The sequence below is a fragment of the Hydrogenophaga sp. L99 genome (assembly GCF_058731905.1).
Genome location: NZ_CM178972.1, coordinates 463,291 through 481,846 on the forward strand (window position 1 = coordinate 463,291; position 18,556 = coordinate 481,846).

The 18,556-nt window shown below is 67.0% G+C and carries 16 protein-coding genes; 7 read left to right on the top strand and 9 right to left on the bottom strand.

Going from position 1 to position 18,556, the window contains the following annotated elements; translation table 11 throughout:
* Window positions 1-15 precede the first annotated feature (15 nt).
* The 4 genes from phnE to AC4QBL_RS02145 form a co-directional block, all read right to left on the bottom strand.
* Complete coding sequence (gene phnE / locus AC4QBL_RS02130; RefSeq protein ID WP_472899961.1) at window positions 16-843, bottom strand: phosphonate ABC transporter, permease protein PhnE; 828 nt, start codon at window positions 841-843, stop codon at window positions 16-18.
* The gene (locus tag AC4QBL_RS02135; protein ID WP_472899962.1) at window positions 840-1,676 is read right to left on the bottom strand and encodes a PhnE/PtxC family ABC transporter permease; all 837 of its coding nucleotides are present in this window, start codon (window positions 1,674-1,676) and stop codon (window positions 840-842) included. The genes phnE and AC4QBL_RS02135 overlap by 4 nt, the downstream gene beginning before the upstream one ends.
* 107 nt (window positions 1,677-1,783) lie before the next feature.
* Window positions 1,784-2,620, bottom strand: a complete 837-nt coding sequence (locus tag AC4QBL_RS02140; RefSeq protein WP_472899963.1) for a phosphonate ABC transporter ATP-binding protein — start codon at window positions 2,618-2,620, stop codon at window positions 1,784-1,786.
* A 20-nt stretch (window positions 2,621-2,640) separates the two neighbouring features.
* Window positions 2,641-3,516, bottom strand: a complete 876-nt coding sequence (locus AC4QBL_RS02145; protein WP_472899964.1) for a putative selenate ABC transporter substrate-binding protein — start codon at window positions 3,514-3,516, stop codon at window positions 2,641-2,643.
* A 182-nt stretch (window positions 3,517-3,698) separates the two neighbouring features.
* Between AC4QBL_RS02145 and egtD the strand changes: the two genes are divergently transcribed.
* Window positions 3,699-4,700, top strand: a complete 1,002-nt coding sequence (gene egtD, locus AC4QBL_RS02150; protein ID WP_472907840.1) for an L-histidine N(alpha)-methyltransferase — start codon at window positions 3,699-3,701, stop codon at window positions 4,698-4,700.
* A 157-nt stretch (window positions 4,701-4,857) separates the two neighbouring features.
* Here the strand turns inward: egtD and senA are convergent, their stop codons facing one another.
* A complete protein-coding gene (senA, locus tag AC4QBL_RS02155; protein ID WP_472907839.1) occupies window positions 4,858-6,102 on the bottom strand; it encodes a selenoneine synthase SenA in 1,245 nt (414 codons plus the stop codon).
* Window positions 6,103-6,113: 11 nt separating this feature from the next.
* Here senA and senB point away from each other — a divergent pair, with 11 nt between their 5' ends.
* From senB to AC4QBL_RS02170, 3 genes are all read left to right on the top strand, one after another.
* Window positions 6,114-7,091 carry a selenoneine biosynthesis selenosugar synthase SenB gene (senB, locus tag AC4QBL_RS02160; RefSeq protein WP_472907838.1) on the top strand — a complete coding sequence of 326 codons (978 nt, stop codon included), beginning with the start codon at window positions 6,114-6,116 and terminating at the stop codon, window positions 7,089-7,091.
* Between the two features lie 39 nt (window positions 7,092-7,130).
* Window positions 7,131-7,826, top strand: coding sequence for a haloacid dehalogenase type II (locus AC4QBL_RS02165; protein WP_472907837.1), 696 nt, complete (start codon window positions 7,131-7,133; stop codon window positions 7,824-7,826).
* Between the two features lie 107 nt (window positions 7,827-7,933).
* A complete protein-coding gene (locus tag AC4QBL_RS02170; protein WP_472907836.1) occupies window positions 7,934-8,392 on the top strand; it encodes a rhodanese-like domain-containing protein in 459 nt (152 codons plus the stop codon).
* Window positions 8,393-8,414: 22 nt separating this feature from the next.
* Here the strand turns inward: AC4QBL_RS02170 and AC4QBL_RS02175 are convergent, their stop codons facing one another.
* From AC4QBL_RS02175 to AC4QBL_RS02190, 4 genes are all read right to left on the bottom strand, one after another.
* A complete protein-coding gene (locus tag AC4QBL_RS02175; protein ID WP_472899970.1) occupies window positions 8,415-9,227 on the bottom strand; it encodes a DUF4399 domain-containing protein in 813 nt (270 codons plus the stop codon).
* A gap of 147 nt (window positions 9,228-9,374) precedes the next feature.
* Window positions 9,375-10,121, bottom strand: coding sequence for a DUF3047 domain-containing protein (locus tag AC4QBL_RS02180; protein WP_472907835.1), 747 nt, complete (start codon window positions 10,119-10,121; stop codon window positions 9,375-9,377).
* Window positions 10,118-10,930 carry a DUF547 domain-containing protein gene (locus AC4QBL_RS02185; protein WP_472907834.1) on the bottom strand — a complete coding sequence of 271 codons (813 nt, stop codon included), beginning with the start codon at window positions 10,928-10,930 and terminating at the stop codon, window positions 10,118-10,120. Before AC4QBL_RS02185 ends, AC4QBL_RS02180 begins: the two co-directional genes overlap by 4 nt.
* A gap of 30 nt (window positions 10,931-10,960) precedes the next feature.
* Window positions 10,961-13,123 (bottom strand): dihydrolipoyl dehydrogenase family protein, encoded by a 2,163-nt coding sequence (locus AC4QBL_RS02190; RefSeq protein ID WP_472907833.1) that lies wholly within the window; start codon window positions 13,121-13,123, stop codon window positions 10,961-10,963.
* Between the two features lie 89 nt (window positions 13,124-13,212).
* On the opposite strand from AC4QBL_RS02190, the gene AC4QBL_RS02195 reads away from it, so the two are divergent.
* From AC4QBL_RS02195 to AC4QBL_RS02205, 3 genes are all read left to right on the top strand, one after another.
* Window positions 13,213-14,316: an aminoglycoside phosphotransferase family protein gene (locus tag AC4QBL_RS02195; RefSeq protein WP_472907832.1), complete on the top strand. Its 1,104-nt coding sequence runs from the start codon at window positions 13,213-13,215 to the stop codon at window positions 14,314-14,316.
* Window positions 14,313-15,620 (top strand): TIGR04283 family arsenosugar biosynthesis glycosyltransferase, encoded by a 1,308-nt coding sequence (locus AC4QBL_RS02200; protein WP_472907831.1) that lies wholly within the window; start codon window positions 14,313-14,315, stop codon window positions 15,618-15,620. The genes AC4QBL_RS02195 and AC4QBL_RS02200 overlap by 4 nt, the downstream gene beginning before the upstream one ends.
* Window positions 15,621-15,716: 96 nt before the next feature.
* Window positions 15,717-18,470, top strand: coding sequence for an HAD-IC family P-type ATPase (locus AC4QBL_RS02205; RefSeq protein ID WP_472907830.1), 2,754 nt, complete (start codon window positions 15,717-15,719; stop codon window positions 18,468-18,470).
* The last annotated feature ends 86 nt before the right edge of the window (window positions 18,471-18,556 follow it).

An 18,556-nucleotide genomic window follows, 5' to 3' on the forward strand; every position in this document is an offset into this window, starting at 1 on the left:
CGGTGTGGCGTGGGTTCAGCGCGTGAGCAGCCGGCGCGACGTGTGGCTGGCTGCGTCCACCACCGCCACCATGAGCAGCATGGCGCCCAGGATGGTGGCGGTCTTGTTCATCTGAAACAGGCCCATGTGAAACGCCAGCAACTGGCCCAGGCCGCCTGCGCCCACCACGCCCAGCACGGCCGCGGCGCGTATGTTGTTTTCCCAGCGGTACAGCGTGTAGCTCATCAGCTGGGGCAGCACCTGCGGCAAGGTGGCATAAACGAACACCCTGAAATTGCCCACACCTTGCACCCGCAGCGCCGCGCCGGGGCCAGGCGGTGTGTTTTCAATGGCCTCGGCAAACAGCCGGCCCAGCACGCCGGTGGTGTGAAAGGCGAGCGCCAGCGTGCCGGCAAATGGGCCCAGTCCGGCAGAAATGAGCAGCAGCGCGGCCCACACCAGCTCGGGGATGCTGCGCAGCGCGTTCAGCACCAGGCGGGTGGGCGCGCGGGCCCAGGCGGTGTCGTCCTGGTGCAGACGGCTGGCCGGCAGCGCCAGCGCCAGCCCGGCCCCAGCGGCCAGCACCGTGCCCAGGGCCGACATGGCCAGCGTTTCCCAGGCACCCAGTGCCACTTTGCTCAGAAACTCGGGCGAGGTGTCGGGCGGAAAAAACTCGGCCAGAAAGCGGCCCATGCTGCGTGCCGCGTCCATTGAAAAGAACTGGCCCCACTGCAGGTCGAGCGACCAGAAGCTGGCCACCACCAACACCAGCAGGGCAGCCGTGAACCAGCAGGCCTTGCACCGCGCGTCAAACAACGGTGGCGGCAGCTTGTGGGTGTCGTTGGCGGCGCGGGGTCGGGTCATCCGAGTGCTTTCCTGAGCCACGCGCTCACCCGGTCGGCCAGCGCCACCAGCGCGATGAACACCAGCAGCATGCTGGCCACTTCGCCGCCTTCAAACATTTTCATGGAGTTGTCCAACTGCTGCCCCAGGCCGCCCGCGCCCACAAAACCCAGCACCACCGAACTGCGGATGGCGCATTCCCAGCGGTACACGGTGTAGCTGGTGAGTTCGGCGGCGCTGGTGGGCAGCAAACCGTAAAAAAACGCTTGCAGGCGGCCGCTGCCGTTGCGCAGCAGCGTCTCAGTGGCGTGGGTTTCGCCGCTTTCCAGAATCTCGCCGTACACCTTGCCCAGCATGCCGCCGTAGGTGAGGGCAATGGCGAGCACGCCTGCTGTGGGCCCCAGACCCACCACGCGCACAAACACCAGCGCCCACACCAGCTCGGGAATGCTGCGCAACACAATCAACAACCAGCGCACGCTCTGGCGCAGCCAGTAAGGCCCGCGCGCCATGCGGCCCGAGAGCGCCGAAATGGACAGCACCCGCGTGTTGAGCAGCGTGAGCGGCACCGCCACCACCAGCGCCAGCGTGACGCCCGCGGTGGCCATGGCCACGGTGCGCCAGGTTTCGCGCGCGACCATGGCCAGAAATTCGGCATCAAAAACCAGCGGCCAGAAACTGCCGATGAACTGCGCACTGATCTTGACGTTCTCAGGCTCCAGCAGCACCCAGGGCTTGAACTCGGTGGCCACGCCCAGCGGCCACAGCAGCACCAGGCACAGGCTGGCCCAAAACACGCGGCCCAGCCAGGCCGGGTCGCGGGTGGGGGCAGGATGAAGAAGCAATTCAGCCATGGAGGGGCGCCTTTACCCAGCAGCAGCCGCAGAACCGGCTTGGCCGGGTTGCTGGCTGCGCCCCCCTGGCCGGGGGGTGACGCGAAGCGGCGCGGTGGGGCTCATGGTTACCTGCAGTGCATCACCACCGGCTGCGGGCCGGGGTCTGGTGCGTCCAGCGGGGCTGCGGGGGCATCGCCGCGCAGTTCGTGTTCAAACTGGTCGTACAGCCGGGCCAGGCGTGCGCGCGTGACCTCGGCGGCGGGCAGGTCAAAGGCCAGCGCGCCGTCGCGCAGGCCAATGATGCGCGGGAAGTGCGCCAGCGCCACGTCCACCTGGTGCAGCGTGGCCACCAGGGCGGTGCCGCGTTCGCGCGCGCCCGCCAGCAAGGTGCTGATGGCCTGGCGCGAGCGGGTGGGGTCGAGGGCGGACAACGGCTCATCAATCAGCCAGAGCCGGGCTGGCGCCAGCAGCGCGCGCGCCAGGCCCACGCGCTGGCGCTCGCCGCCCGAGAGGCGGTCGACCCGCTCAAACAACTTGTCGGCCAGGTCAAATTGGTCCAGCGCGTCAAACGCGGCGGGAATGTCAGCGGGATAAAACAGCGAACGCAGGCTGGCCAGCAAACCCATGGCCGGCAAACGCCCGGCCAGCACCGCCGTGACCACACGCTGGCGCGGCGGCAGCGGCGGCACCTGGGGTGCCAGAAACAAGCCGCCGCGCAGGCGCTGCAAAGCGCTGCGCCGCAGTTGCCAGGGGTTCACGCCGTCCAGCGCCAGCGTGCCCGCCGTGGGTGGCATGGCACAGGCCAGCACCTGCAGCAGCGTGGTTTTGCCGGCGCCTGACGGGCCGATCACTGCCACCTGTTCGCCAGCCGCGAGTTGCAGGTTCAAGCCTTTGAGCGCGGGCGCCGCCCCGGGGCGGGCGGCCGGGTGGCGCGCGCTGGCGCCCAGCAGTTCAATCTTCAAAACGAAGCTTCGGGTTCAGGTCAGAGCAGGCCGGCGCTGCGTGCAGCGGTTTCCAGACCCTTGTAGTTCTCGGGCGTGGTGGCGATGTAGCGCGTGGCGCGGTTGAGACGCAGGATTTCGGCGTGCTCGGGGTTGGCTGGGTCCAGCGCCAGCAGGGCGGCTTTCACCTTGGCCTGCATGGCGGCCGGCATGTCGGCGTGCACCGACCAGTTGTAGTTGAAGTAACCCGGCGTGGTGAAGAACACGTTCACCGCTTGTGTGTCCACCTTGTTTTCGTTCACAAACTTCTTCCACACGGTGATGTCCAGCGCGGCCGCGTCCACCTTGCCGCTCACCACCGAAGCGATGGTGGCGTCGTGTGCGCCGCTGTAAGCGATGCGGCGGAAATCTTTTTCCGGGTTGATGTTGGCTTGCAGCAAAAAGCTGCGGGGCATGAGGTGGCCCGAGGTGCTGCTTTGCGAGCCAAAGGAAATCTGCTTGCCCTTCATGTCGGCCAGGCTTTTGATGCCCGAGTCCGTCTTGGCAATGAAGACCGACTGGAATTTCGTGTCTTCTTCGCGTTGGGCCAGGGGCACCACTTTGCCGCCCGAGCGCAGGTTGGCTTGCACAAAGGTGAAGCCGCCAAACCACACCAGGTCCACTTTTTTGTTCACCAGCGTTTCCACGGCGGCGGGGTAGTCGCTCACCGGGGTGAACTCCACCTTCACGCCCAGGGCTTTTTCCAGGTAGTTGGCCAGCGGGGTGAACTTGCGCACCTGCTCGGTGGCGGCTTCTTCGGGGATGGTGGTGACGCGGAAGACGTTTTGCGCCTGGGCCAGGCCGGTGAAGGCGGTGCCTGCGGCGAGCACGGCGCAGGTCAAGAGTGCGCGCTTGGTGCGGGAGAAAGTGGCTTGCATGGGTATCCGATAAAAAGGGATGAGAGGCCTGTATTAAACCGCGCAACAGCGACGTTTTGGTTTTGAGGGGCCTGGGGATATGTCCCTGTAAGAAGCGTCCGGCCCGTTCGACCCAGTTCTGATGGCGCGCTGGTTTATAACGCCGATAACGCTTTGCGCCCCTGCAACCCTACCCAGCACCCATGCACCACCCATCCGTTGCTCCCTCTTTTGTGCAGTTGCACCAAACCAACCACGCCGCTGTGCGCGCCGAACTGGCTGCTGGCCTGCAGGCGCAGCCCGCGCATGTGGCGCCCAAGTTTTTCTACGACGCCTTGGGTTCGCGCCTGTTCGACGCCATCACCGAGCTGGTCGAGTACTACCCCACCCGCACCGAGGCCGCCATCTTCCGCGAGCACGGCGAGGCCCTGGCGCAGCAGGTGCCTTCGGGAGCGGTGCTGGTGGATCTGGGCGCTGGCAGCTGCGCCAAGGCGGCCAGCCTGTTCCAGGTGCTGCGCCCGGCCGCTTATGTGGCGGTGGACATTTCGGTGGACTACCTGCGCGACACCATGGGCCCGCTACAGCATCGCCACACCGGCCTGCCCATGCTGGGTCTGGGTATGGACTTTTCTGCCGAGCTGGCTTTGCCACCCGCAGCCACTGACTGGCTGGCCGCTCAGGGGGCGGCCAGCGCGGCGCGCTGCGTGTTCTACCCGGGCTCCAGCATCGGCAACTTCAACCCCACCGAAGCGCTGGCTCTGCTGCGCCAAGCGCATGCGGTGTGCGCCGCCGGCGGGCCTGGCGGCGGCATCCTGATCGGCGTGGACCGCGTGAAAGACAAGGCCGTCCTGGAGCCCGCCTACGACGACCCGCTGGGCGTGACCGCTGCCTTCAACCGCAACCTGCTGCTGCACACCAACACCCTGCTGGGCACCGACTTCGCCCCCGCGCGCTGGCGCCATGTGGCGTTTTTCAACGAAACCGATTCGCGCATTGAAATGCATTTGCAGTCGGCGGGCACGCAAACTGTGCGCTGGTCTGGCGGCGAGCGCACCTTTGCCGACGGCGAGCAGATGCACACCGAAAACTCCTACAAATGGCAGCCCGCAGACTTCGACGCGCTGCTGCGCGAGGCGGGTTTTGGCCCATCGACCCAATGGACCGACGAGAAGGACTGGTTCAGTGTGTTTTGGGCACCTGTGTAAACGCGTCAATTCGTTCCCCCTGATCCCGCTTGACGCCTTCCCCCTCTGGGGGAAGGTTGGGATGGGGGCGAACGTGAGAAACCGCAGCCGACAGCGAAAAGCCGGGTCAAGAGCCCACACCCCAGCCCTCCCCCAGAGGGGGAGGGAGCACTACCACTTAAACCACCACGCTCCTGAACCCCGCCACGGTATCGTTGCGCTCGGGCGTGAAGTAGTTGCGGTATTTCGGGTGGCGCATGCGAGCCACCGTCGCGGGGCTGGCGCCTTTGAGCACCGGGCGCCCGTCGAACCACGGTGCCGAATAGTCCAGGTAAGGGTGTGGCGTGAAGCCGGGGAAGGGTGCAAAGGCGCTGGCCGTCCATTCCCACACAGCGCCCCAGGCAAAGCCGGGCAGCGTGTGCGCGGCCACTTCCCATTCGGCTTCGGTGGGCAGGCGCCGCCCCGCCCATTGGCACCAGGCCTGGGCTTCAAAAGCACTGAGGTGGCAGGCGGTGGCGCTCAGGTCCAGCGGCTGCCACTGGCCGTGGTGCAGCTGTTCCCAGCCTTGGTCGGTGCGCCGCAGGTAGCGCGGCACGCCAGCGCCCGTGCGGCTGCGCCAGGCCCAGCCGGCTTCGCTCCAAAAAGTGCGTTGTGCCGCGCTGCCGCTTTCAACAAACGGCAGGTACTGCGCCCAGGTCACCGCACGCGCGTCGATCTCAAACGCGTCCACCGCCACCGGGTGGGCGCCCAGCTCGTTGTCAAACGCAAAGCCTGGGCCGCTGCGGCCCAGTTGCCAGGTGGTGGCGGGCACGGCCATGGTGTGCAGTGCTGGGGTGTTGGCTGTTCCGGCGCTGGCCACGCCTGCGCCAAGGCCCGGGTCAAAACCCAGGTTTTGCGCCATGTACACCGCCGCTTCGGCGTGCATGTCTTCATGAAACAGCGCCAGGCGAAAGAAATACAGGCCGGTGTCGGTTTCTTCCGCATCCTCCAGCAGCGCCAGCGTGTGTTGCAGGCTCTCGGTCAGGTCGGTGCGCAGGTCGTTGGCGCAGGGCAGGTTCAAGGCCCAGCGCAGGTCGTGGGCTACTGTGCTGGAATTGAACAGGCTGTCCACGTCAAGCCCGCGCAGCGCTTGCCGGGCCGGGTGGCGCGCTGCGTGGGGGTTGGCTTGCAGGCCAAGCTGGCGCTCGGGGTTGCGGGCCAACCACCAGTCGGCAAACCAGCCCACATGGCCCAGTTCCCACAACGGCAGGTTCAGCTCGGGGGTGCAGGGCACGCGCAAGCCGGCGCCCAGCGCAGCTTCGTAGGCGTCAAACAGCGCCAGCGTGCGCGCCCGGGCGTCGGTGAGCGCCAGGGCCAGCGCAGCCTTGCCCGCGCAGCGGGCTTGTTCGGCTTCCCCGGTGGGTTCGAACACAATGTCAGACACTCGCTGCTCCCATGAAAAAACCTTCACTCTGTATCGTCACGCCGGCTCTGGCCGACGCCAACAACGGCAACTGGCAAACCGCCCGCCGTTGGGCGCACATGCTGGCGGGCCATTATCGGGTTCGGTTGGTCAAACAGTGGCCCGACGCGGATGAACACGGCGACACCGATGTGCTGCTGGCCCTGCACGCGCGCCGCTCGGCCGCTTCGGTGGCCGCCTGGGCAAAGGCCTACCCGGCCAAACCGCTGGTGCTGGCGCTCACCGGCACCGACCTTTACCGCGACATTGCCACCGATGCCAGTGCCCAGCAGTCGTTGGCGCTGGCGCACCGCCTCGTTGTGCTGCAAGAGCAGGGCCCGCAAGAACTGCCCGAAGCGCTGCGCAGCAAGTGCCGCGTGGTGTTTCAGTCCAGCACCGCGCGCCAGACACTGCCCAAAACCCACGCCCACGTGCGCGCGGTGATGGTGGGCCACCTGCGGGAAGAAAAATCGCCGCAAACCCTGTTTGAAGCGGCGCGCCTGATTCAGCCCGACGAGGCGATTTACCTGGACCATGTGGGCCATGCACTGGACCCGGCCCTGGGCGATGCTGCACGTCAGACCCAGCGCGACTGCCCACACTACCGCTGGCTCGGCGGGCAGCCGCACGCCGCCACACGCGGGCGCATCCAGCGCGCGCACCTGCTGGTGCACCCCAGTCGCATGGAAGGCGGCGCCCACGTCATCATGGAAGCGGTGTTGTCTGGCACGCCGGTGCTGGCTTCGCGGGTGCCGGGCAATGTGGGCATGCTGGGCAGCGGCTACGCGGGCTACTTTGCGCCCGGCGACGCTGGCGCGCTGGTGGCCCTGTTGCGCCGCTGCCGCAGCGAGCTGGCTCAAGGCGGCGGCGCGCTGGCATCGCTGCAGGCCCAATGCGCCGCCCGGGCACCGCTGTTTTCACCCCAGGCCGAGCGGGCAGCGCTGCTGGCGGTGCTGGCCGAGCTTGTTTGATTGTTCAATCCACATTCGCTGTCCAGATCGGGTCTATCCATGCACACACCACACATCCTGGCCTTTGACATTTTTGGCACCGTGGTCGACTGGCACGGCAGCATCCAACGCGAGGTGCAGGCGCTGTACCCGGCGGTGGACGCTGACGCCTTCGCGCTCGCCTGGCGTGCGGGCTACCAGCCGGCCATGGCGCGGGTGCGCTCGGGTGAGCTGGGCTGGACGCGCATTGATGAGTTGCACCGGCTCATCCTGGACGGTCTGTTGCCTCGCTTTGGCCTGGACCACCTGGGCGAGGCCGAGCGCCAGCACCTCAACCGCGTTTGGCACCGCCTGGACCCCTGGCCCGACACGGTGCAAGGGCTGACGCGGCTCAAGACCCGCTTCACCCTCTGCACCCTGTCCAACGGCAACATTGGGTTGCTGACGAACATGGCCAAACGCGCCGGGCTGCCGTGGGACTGCATCTTGTCGGCCGAGGTGTTTCGCGCCTACAAGCCCGACCCGCGCACCTACCTGGGTGTGGCCCACACCTTTGACGTGGCGCCCGCCGACGTGATGCTGGTGGCTGCCCACCAGGATGACCTGGCTGCCGCTCGCGCCTGCGGCCTGGGCACGGCCTACATTGAGCGCCCGCTCGAATTCGGCGCTGCGCAGCCCAAAGACGTGTCGCCCGACCCGAGCAACACACTGCATGCCCGCAACTTGACCGACCTGGCCACTGTGCTCGGCTGCTGAGCCGGGCCGGGCGGCTGTGCGGGAAAGCGATCGGATCGATAAATCATTGTTCGCTTATATTTAGCGCTCCGTGGCGCTGTCCGTGCCACCTGCATGGAGCCCTGAACATGAACCGTTTTCTTCAAACCGCCCTGGCTGCCGCCGTGCTGGCCGCCGCACCGCTGGCACACGCCGACAACAAGGCCCTTGCCGTGGACGAGATGGAGGCCTACCTGGAGTTTGTGGATTACGGCGGCGGCGTGATTTTTGCCGAGCAAATTCCGGCCGACGAGTGGAAAAAAATGATCGTCATCGACGCCCGCGATGCCGGCCAGTTTGCCAAGGGCCACATTCCGGGCGCCATCAACATGGACTGGCGCCAGGTGCTGGCCAAGCGCAACACCATTCCCAAAGACAAGCCGGTGCTGATTTATTGCAACACCGGCTCGCTGTCGGCCCAGGCCGGTTTTGCCCTGCGCGTGGCGGGTTGGGACAACCTGCGTATCTTGCAAGGCGGCATGGAAGAGTGGAAGGCCAAGGGCGGGTTTGAGGCTGCGGCCAAGGCCACCGCACCCGCCAAACATTGAACCCAGCCAGCGCTCGCCGCCGTTACCGCACCGTGACGCTGGTGTTCACGGCCGCCGTGAGCGTTTGGCCGGGGTTCAGGTTGTCCAGCAGTTCCAGTTTCAGGTCGTAGTTGCCCACGGGCGGCGAGAGCCAGGTTTCGGTCTGCCCCTGGTTGAAATTCATCACCGCGGGGGTGCCGCCACTGCGGGGTATGACGGTCAGGCGAAAGTGGCCGGTGTCCTTTTCCTGTTGCGACTGGTGCGCCACGTTCAGCGCCGAAGCATGAAACTGCACACGGAAGGGCCGCCGAACCTCAGCGCCCCCATTGACCGCCACGCTGATGCCTTTGACCGCGAGAAGCTTCGGGTCGGTGGCGTTCTTTTTCGTGACGGTGATGCTGGCCGGTTTGCTGTAAACGAAGTGGGGCAGGTGGTTTTGATCGGCCAGCAGCATGCGCAGGGTGTAGGTGCCGGGGGCCAGGTTCAACACCGTTTCCATCTGGCCTTTGCCAAAGTGGATGTATTGCTCGTTGAAGGGCAGCGCTTGCTTGAAATTCAGGGGCAGGTCGCGGTTGATCAGCAGGTGGTGGTGACCGCTTTTGGTCCGTGCCGAGCTGCTGATGGGCGCCAGCCCCCAGCCACCCGAGAGTCCAAACTTCAGCAGATACGGTGTCTCGATCTTGTCGCCATCTTGCAGGTTGGTGAAATAGGCCTCGGCTTCCAGGCGGGGTGTCGGAACCTCCCACGGGTGCGGCTGTGGGGCGGGCGCGCCCGGTGTTTGCGTGTGGGCCGGTAGCGAAAAAACGGCAGCCAAAAGAAGCAAGGGAAGCTTGCGCGTGGACGGTGTGGTGGGCATGTCGGGGTGGTCGGTCGGTGGAATGTCGGTCCATACGAACCGCCTTGAGATGCGAGGGAATTTTATGGGCTGTCGCCCATGTGGGCCGCCGGGTGCCCCAGCCCGCCAGCGGCATGGGGCTGCTGACAACCAAACGGTTGCCTGGCGTCAGGGCGCCACAGCCAGCCAGCGCAGACCGGCCACCCAGCCGGTGCTGCGGCTGGCGGTGTTGTCGCTGTCCGCGCCGATCAGCACCGTGCGCACGCGGGGCGCGCTGGCGTTGGCGGGCAGTTCGTCGGCAAACAGCGTGGCGAAGTCTTGGGCCACGTCGCGGGTTTCGGTGACCCACTGGCCCAGGGCGGCGCCCTGGCCTTGCAGGCTGATGAAGCGCACGCGCCGCGTGTAGGGGTTGGCGCCCTGCAGGCCCGCCGGCGCAGCGCTGTCCCACACGTAGCACAGCGTGGCCGCTGGCAGGGCCTCGCCGCTCACGCTGCGGGCCAGGCGCAGCACGGTGCGCTCGACAAAGGGCACGCGCTCCAGCGGGTGGTCAAACATCACGCAGACCTTGAGCGCCGCGTCGTCGCCGGCCTTGGTCAGCAGGTCGGGTGGAGCTTTGCCGCCGCTGAGCGGCTGGTCCAGCCGCCAGCGCCACTGCAGTTGGGCTGGCAGCGCGTCTTTGGGGTCGTGCACCAGCGTGCCGTACGACGACGCGGTGCTCACCTTCAGGGCCGCCTGGCCGTCTACGGTGCCCGCTTCGAAGCGCGTGGCCGGCAGGTCGGCGTGTTTCTTGGGAAAGCCCACAAAACGCCAGGCCGGGTTGAGCGCACCGTCGGCTTTCAGCAGGGGCGGCAATGCCTGGGCGGCCGCAGCCAAGGGCCACAGCGCACACAACGCCAGCAGCGTGCGTGTGCTCATCGCCCAGCGTCGTTGAGCGACCAGTCGTAGTCGAGAAAGCCCACGCGCAGGGTCTTCGCTTTCAGCGCGGCCCGCTCGGCAGGTTGGTCGCTCAGCAGCTCGGCGTAGGCGGCAAACACATCTTCCACCTGCTTGAAGCCACCGTGGCCTTGTTCAAAATCTTCCTTGAACCACTTGAAGATCTGGCTCACCGCCACCTGGTTGCCCTGCACCCGGTTGCGCGTGCGGTCGGCCATGAAACGGCGCATGCCGTCTTCCAGTTGCGCGTCCAGCTTGTCGGCGGTGAAGGCTTCGTCTCGCAGCGCCGGGCAGCCGATGCTGGCGCAGTTGACCGCGGCGTGGATGCGCGGCTCGTTGTAGCGTGGGCGCAGCTGCTCGTGTTCGATCCAATCCAGGTGGCGTTCTTCACCCAGCAGGGTGAAAAATTTCTTTTTCCAGGCCGACTGCACAAACGAACCCAACTCCTTGATGGACTTGAGATCCGGGTATTTCGTCAGGATCAGCTCAACCGTGAAGGCGTTGTAGGCGTTGATCAAAAAAGCCATCTGCTGTGGCCGGCTCCAGCCTTCAAAGCGGGCTTTGGGCACGGCGCTCATGGCGTCCAGCACGGCTTTGAGTGCGGCGCGGTCGGCGGCAAAGCCTTTGTAGTGGGCGCGCGACTGTTTGCCGTCGGACAACCAGCGCACGTGTTTTTTCAGCAGGGCGTTCCAGGCGGCGTGGCTGTGGTCAAAACCGGCTTGGGCTTGCGCCGCGAGCGGCACGGTCAGTGCAGCAGCGAGCAGGGTGATGAAGTGGCGGCGTGGGTGCATGGGGTGTGGACTCCGTGGGTGCGGTCGGGTTCAACCGCGCTTCCAGTCGTGGAACTTCTTCACCCAGGCCAGCAGCTGGTGCGGCTGGTGGGCGCGCTTCCACTCACCGGCCGCGTACTTGTTGGCCTCGGCCAGCGTGGGGTAGGTGTGGATGGTGCCCAGGATCTTGTTCAGGCCCAGCCCGTGTTTCATGGCCAGCACGTACTCGGCCAGCAGGTCGCCCGCGTGGGTGCCTACGATGGTGACGCCCAAAATGGTGTCTTTGCCCGGCACGGTGAGCACCTTGACAAAGCCGTGGGCCTCGCTGTCGGCGATCGCGCGGTCCAGGTCGTCGATGCCGTACTTCGTGACCTCGTAGGGAATGTTCTTTTCTTTCGCTTCCTGCTCGTTCAGGCCCACGCGCGCCACCTCGGGGTCGATGAAGGTCGCCCAGGGAATGACCGAGTAGTCGGCCTTGAACTTCTTGAAGTCGCCGAACAGCGCGTTCACCGCTGCGTACCAGGCCTGGTGCGCGGCCACGTGGGTGAACTGATACGGCCCGGCCACGTCGCCCGCGGCGTAGATGTTGGGGTAAATCGTTTGCAGGTATTCGTTGGTCTCGACCGTGCGGTTGGTCGGGATGCCCAGGTCTTCCAGCCCGTAGCCTGTCAGTCGCGCGACGCGGCCCACCGCGCAGAGCAACTGGTCGAAGGCGATGCGCTTCTCGGCGCCGCCATGTTCCACCACCAGCGTCTTTTCGCCGTCGATGATTTCGCAGCGCAGCGCCTTGTGCCCGGTGAGCACCGCCACACCATCGGCTTCCAGCGAGGCCTTGGCCAGCGCAGAAACTTCTTCGTCTTCCCGCACCATGATGCGTGCGCCCATCTCCACCTGCGTGACCTGCGAGCCCAGGCGCGCAAAGCTCTGCGCCAGTTCCGAACCGATGGGCCCACCGCCGAGCACCACCAGGCGCTTGGGCACTTCATCCAGCTTGGCGAACTCGTCCCACAGGGTGTCGCTGGTCACGTAGCCGACGTCGTTGAGTCCCGGCAGTGGCGGCACGAAGGGGCGAGCACCGGCGGCGATGACGATGCTGCGCGCGGTCAGGCGCTGGGTTCCACCACCGTTCAGCGCGATCTCCACCGTCCACGGGTTCACCAGCTTGGCGTAGCCCTGCAGCACCTCGACGCCGAGGCCCGTGTAGCGCTCCACGCTGTCGTGCGGCTCGATGGCAGCGATCACGTCGTGGATGCGCTGCATCACCGCCTTGAAGCTGAAGGTGGGCGCGGTGTTGTTCAGGCCGTAGTTCGCGCCGTGGCGCATCTGGTGCGCGAGCTTGGCGCTTTTGATCAGCGCCTTGCTCGGCACGCAGCCGTAGTTCAGGCAGTCGCCGCCCATCTTGTGCGCTTCGATCAGCGTCACCTTGGCCTTGACGGCCGCCGCGATGTAGGCCGACACCAGACCACCCGCGCCCGCGCCGATCACGATCAGGTTGCGGTCGAAGGTCTTGGGTCGCACGCTCGCCCATTGGGCATAGACCTTGCGTTTCTGCACCGCCTCCACCACCTTGCGCGCGATCAGCGGGAACAGCCCCAGCAGCACAAAACTGCCCAGCAGCGTGGGGCTCAAAATACCTTGCAACGAGTCGAGCTTGCCCAGCTGCGTGCCCGCGTTCACATACACCGCCGTGCCGGCCAGCATGCCCAGCTGGCTCACCCAGTAGTACGTCCGGGTCTTCATGCTGGTCAGGCCCATCAGCAAATTGATGACGAAAAACGGCACCACCGGAATCAGCCGCAGCGTGAACAGGTAAAAAGCGCCGTCTTTCTGGATGCCCTTGTTCACATCGGCCAGGCGCTGGCCAAAGCGGCTTTGCACCGAGTCGCGCAGCAAAAATCGGGCGGTCAAAAAAGCCAGCGTGGCGCCGATACTGGACGCAAACGACACCAGCAGCAAACCCCAGCCCAGGCCAAAAATGGCACCGCCCGCCAGTGTGACGATGACCGCGCCGGGCAACGACAGCGCGGTGACCGCCACGTAGACCAGAAAGAAGCCCAGCGCCAGTTGCACCGGCTGCTGTTCGCGCAACGCAGCCAAGCTGGCCTGACTTTCTTTCAAAAACGCCAAGCTGAAATAGCGGTCCAGCCCCAAGGCAAAAAAGGCCACGATGCCCAGCAGCACCGCGATGAGGAGTAAGACTTTGCGGAGATTCAAGACTGTTCCTTGTAGGTTCTGTTGCGTGTGAGTCGCAGCAGGCCGACCATTCTTACACTCGGACCCTGCCGACACACCGCGCCCAGCCCATGAACCCCACGGATTCCAAACACAACGCGCTCGCCCCTTCGCCGCCCAACCGGACGCAACCTCTGTGCAGCGCCCTGCGCGCCGCCCTGGCCGACGCACACCACCTGGGCGCCCAGAAGCCACTGGAGCCCCTGCCCGACAAAGGCCTGGCGCACGACCATGTGCGCCTGGTGGGCACCGGGCTGCTGGCGCGCATCCCCAAACAAAGCCAGATGGGGCTGGATGCGGCCCACAACCTGACCTACCAGCGCGCCTGTTTCGAGCGCGCCGCCGCCGGCGGCCACACGCCCGCGCTGCACGGCTGGCTGGCGCCCAGCGCCCACCTGCCACGCGGTGCCTTGCTGGTGGAGGAAGTGGTGGGCCGGCCTGCGCGCCTGCCCCACGACCTGCCCGCCATCGCGCGCAGCCTGGCGGCGTTGCACAGGCTGGCACTGCCCAGCCCTGCCGCCGGGGCGCCGTTGCTGTGGCCGCACGACCCGCTGCAAGCGCTGTGCGACGAGATTGAAGCCCAGGCCAGCCACCTACCGGCCGCCCGTGTGGCGCCGGTTGTGGCGCAGGCGGTGGCGCATCAGCTGCAGCAGCTCAAGGCCTTGTGCACCGCAGCGCCCCGCCCACCGCGCAGCCTGATCGCGTTTGACGCGCACCCGGGCAACTTCATCGTGCGTGCCGACGGTCGCGCCATGCTGGTGGACCTGGAGAAATGCCGCTACAGCCACCCCGGGCTCGACCTGGCCCACGCCACGCTCTACACCTCGACCACCTGGGACGTGGACACCCACGCCGTGCTCAGCGTGGACGCCGTGGCCGGCTTCTACTGCGACTGGGCCGCTGCCGCCGGGCCGGCTGCCGAAGCAGCCGCCGCCTGGCATGTGCCCTTGCGCAGCGCCATGGCACTGTGGTCGCTCACCTGGTGCGCCAAGTGGCGCGTGCTGGAGGGGGCTGCCGCCCAGCCCGGTGGCGACGGCGAAGACTGGTCGGCCCAGCGCAGCCAGGCCGAGCTGGTGCGCCATGTGCGCGAGCGGGTGGACCACTACCTCAGCCCCGGCGTGGTGGAGCGCTTGCTGCACGAACTGCACGCCTTGAACGACGCCCTGCGCCCATGAAGCTGGCGGTGGTGGTACCTGTGTTGAACGAAGGCGCGGCCCTGCAACCGCGGCTGCAGGCGCTGGCACCGCTGCGCGCACGTGGGGCCTGGGTGGTGCTGGTGGACGGCGGCAGCACCGACGGCACCTGTGCCACCGCACAGCCGTGGTGCGATACCGTGCTGGTGGCGCCGCGTGGACGCGCTTCGCAAATGAACGCCGGGGCTTTGGCAGCGGCGAGGGCCGGGGCCGATGTGTTGCTGTTTCTGCACGCCGACACCCAGTTGCCGCCCGACGCCGACCGGCTGATTGAAACCGCGCTGAGCGGTGGCGCTGCGTGGGGGCGGTTTGACGTGCGCATCGACGGCGTGCACCCCTTGCTGCCCATGGTGGCCGCGTTCATGAACCTGCGCTCGCGCCTTAGTGGTATCGCCACCGGCGATCAGGCCGTGTTTGTGCGCCGCCGCGTGTTTGAAGCGCTCGGCAGCTTTGCGCCCCTGCCGCTCATGGAAGACATTGACCTCAGCGCCCGGCTCAAGCGCTGTTCACCGCCGGCCTGCGTGCCGCAGCGCGTCACCACCGCCGGGCGGCGCTGGGACCAGCACGGCCTGTGGCGCACCATGGTTTTGATGTGGCGCCTGCGCGCCGCTTATGCCGCCGGGGCCGATCCGCACGCCCTGGCCTTGCGCTACGGCTACACGCCGCGCGCCCCGGCTGGCGTGGCCGTGGTGGCCAAGGCACCGGTGCCCGGCCTGGCCAAAACGCGGCTGATGCCGGTGTTGGGTGCCGCCGGTGCCGCCCGCGCGCAGCGCGGTTTTGCCCTGCAAACCCTGGCCACCGTGCGCTCGGCCAGCACGGGGCCGCTCACGCTGTGGTGCGCGCCCGATACCCGGCACCGCTTCTTTCGCGCCCTGCGCCTGCGCCACGGCGTGGTGTGTCAACCGCAGCCCCCGGGCGACCTGGGCCAGCGCATGGCGGCGGCCATGGCCGCGCACTTTGCCGCCCAGCCCCACATGCCCTGGCTGGTGGTGGGCACCGACTGCCCGGCGCTCACCCCCGCCCACCTGCAGCAGGCCGCCGATGCCCTGCAAACACACGACGCCGTGCTGATACCGGCCGAAGACGGCGGTTACGTGCTGCTGGGCCTGCGGCGCCCGCTGGCCCGCGTGTTTGAACGCATCGACTGGAGCACCGAACGGGTGTTGGCGCAAACCCTGGAGCGTCTGCATGAAGCAGGTGCCAGCTGCATGGAGTTGCCCGCCCTGTGGGATGTGGACGAGCCTGCCGACTGGCAGCGCTGGGTCCGGGCGGTATCCAGACATTGACCGTGGTCAACGTCTGCGCCTGTTGGCTGAACCATGGGTTGCCGGCGCGTCTGACTGGGGTATGGTTTTCATATCCCATGAGAGGTTCACGCAACCATGTCCCTGCCACCACCACCGAGCCGCACCGAAACCCCATCAGCACCCGCCGTGCCCTGGCATGCCCGCGAAACCGAGCAGGCGCTGGCTGCGCTGCACGCCTCGCTTGCGGGCCTGAGCAGCCGAGAGGCCGCCGAGCGCCTGCAACAACACGGCCCCAACCGGCTGGAGATGGTGGAGGGCCCCGGCCTGTGGCGGCGGGTGCTGGCGCAGTTCAACAACCTGCTGATCATGGTGCTGCTGGCTGCGGTGGTTGTTACCGCGCTCATTGGCCACACGCTGGATGCTGGCGTGATCCTGGCGGTGGTGTTGTTCAACGTGCTCATTGGGGTGTTGCAAGAGGGCAAGGCTGAAAAAGCGCTGCAAGCCATACGCCACCTGCTGGCCCCGCATGCCATGGTGTTGCGCGACGGCCGCCTGCAGGACATCGACGCCGCCGACCTGGTGCCGGGCGATGTGGTGCAGGTCGCTTCGGGCGACAGCCTGCCAGCCGACCTGCGCTGGCTGCAGCTCAACAACCTGCGGGTCGATGAGTCGGCCCTGACCGGCGAATCGATGCCGGTGGAAAAGACGCTGGCCCCGGTGGAGCCAGACGCTGCGCTGGGCGACCGCCTGTGCATGGGCTACGCTGGCACCCTGGTGACGCAGGGCCAGGCGCGGGGTGTGGTGGTGGCCACCGCTGGTGCCACCGAAATGGGGCGCATTGGCCACCTGCTGGAGTCGGTGGAGCAGGTGACCACGCCGCTGGTGCGCAACATGGCCCAGCTGGCGCGCTGGATCACGCTCGCCGTGGTGGCCGCTGCTGCCGCGCTGTTTGCCTTTGGCACGCTGGTGCGTGGCATGCCGGCGGCCGAGATGTTCATGACCGCTGTGGGCCTGGCGGTGGCGGCCATCCCCGAAGGTTTGCCGGCCATCATGTCCATCACACTGGCCATTGGCGTGCAGCGCATGGCCGCCCGCCATGCGGTGATCCGCCGCCTGCCCGCGGTTGAAACCCTGGGGTCGGTCACGGTCATCTGTTCCGACAAAACCGGCACGCTGACCCGCAACGAGATGACGGTGCAGCAGGTGGTGCTGGCCGACCGCGTGGTCGACGTGGAGGGCGCCGGCTACGCGCCCGAGGGCAAGCTGTGTTGCCATGGCCATCAGCTGCAACCGGCCGAACTGTTTCGCGAAGCGCCGGCACTGCTGGCATTGGCCGAGGCCGCAGCGCTGTGCAACGACGCCAGCCTGCACCTGGAGGGCGGCCAGTGGCAGCTGGTGGGCGACCCGACCGAAGGCGCGCTGCTGACCTTGGCCATGAAGGCCGGCCTTGACCCGCAAGAATTGGCCCGCGAGCGCCCGCGCACTGGGGGCATTCCGTTTGAATCGGAGCACCGCTACATGGCCACGGCCCATGCCACCGAAACAGACCTGCCGGCGGGCCACGAGCTGCTGCTCAAGGGCGCGCCTGAGCGGGTGCTGGGCATGTGCAGCCACCAGCTGGCCGGCGATGGACGCGCCGCACCCATCGACGAAGTGCATTGGCAGCAGGCGATCGATCAGCAAGCCCGCGCTGGGCGCCGAGTGCTGGCGCTGGCGCGCGGGCATGTGAACACCGCCACGGCGCTGGACAGCCGCAGCGGCGTCGAGGGACTGACGCTGCTGGGTCTGGTGGCCATCATCGACCCGCCGCGCCAGGAGTCCATCGAGGCGGTGGCCCAGTGCCGGGCGGCCGGCATTCGCGTGAAGATGATCACCGGCGACCACGGCGTCACCGCCAGTGCCATTGCCACGCAGCTGGGCATGGGCGAGCACCTGCGCGCAGTGACCGGCCCCGACATCGAGGCTATGGACGACGCGGCCTTGCAGCAGGTGGTGCAGGACGCCGATGTGTTTGCCCGCGCCAGCCCCGAACACAAGCTGCGCCTGGTGCAGGCTTTGCAGGCGCGCGGCGAGGTGGTGGCCATGACGGGCGACGGCGTGAATGACGCACCGGCGCTCAAGCAGGCCGACGTGGGCGTGGCCATGGGCCGTAAAGGCACCGAAGCGGCCAAACAGGCCGGTGCCATCGTGCTGGCCGACGACAACTTTGCGTCCATTGCCCACGCGGTGGAAGAGGGCCGCACGGTCTACGACAACCTGCGCAAGACCATCACCTTTCTGCTGCCCATCAACGGTGGCGAGTCCATGTCGCTGCTGGCGGCTGTGCTGCTGGGCCTGGCCTTGCCCATCATGCCGGTGCAAATCTTGTGGGTGAACATGGTCAGCTCGGTGGCGCTGGGCATGGTGCTGGCGTTTGAGCCCACCGAGCCCGATGTGATGAAACGTGCCCCGCGCCCACCCGGCGAGGCCATGCTCAGTCCGTTCGTGATCTGGCGCATTGTGTTGGTGTCCACACTGTTCACGCTGGGTATTTTCGGCATGTTTCAGTGGTCTTTGTCCACGGGGGCGCCGCTGGAAGAAGCGCGCACCATGGCCGTCAACACCCTGGTGGCGATGGAGGTTTTTTACCTGTTCAGCGTGCGCTATCTCAAGGCGCCCTCGTTCACCGGGGCGGGGGTGCAGGGCACACCGCGGGTGCTGCTGGCGGTGGGTGTGGTGGTGCTGCTGCAGGCTTTGTTCACCTATGCGCCTTTCATGCAGAGCTGGTTCAATACCCGGGCGCTTCACCCCGCCGATGTGCTGCTGTGCGCGCTGGCGGGCCTGGCGGTGCTGGTGCTGCTGGAGCTGGAAAAGTGGGTGCTGCGGCGTAGCGCCCGGCGCATGGCTTGATCGGGCGCCAGGCGCCGGTATAGTCCAGCCCTTTCATCCTCGTATGTGTTCGGCGCCGTGGCCCTTTGGGGCGGCGCCTTTTTTCT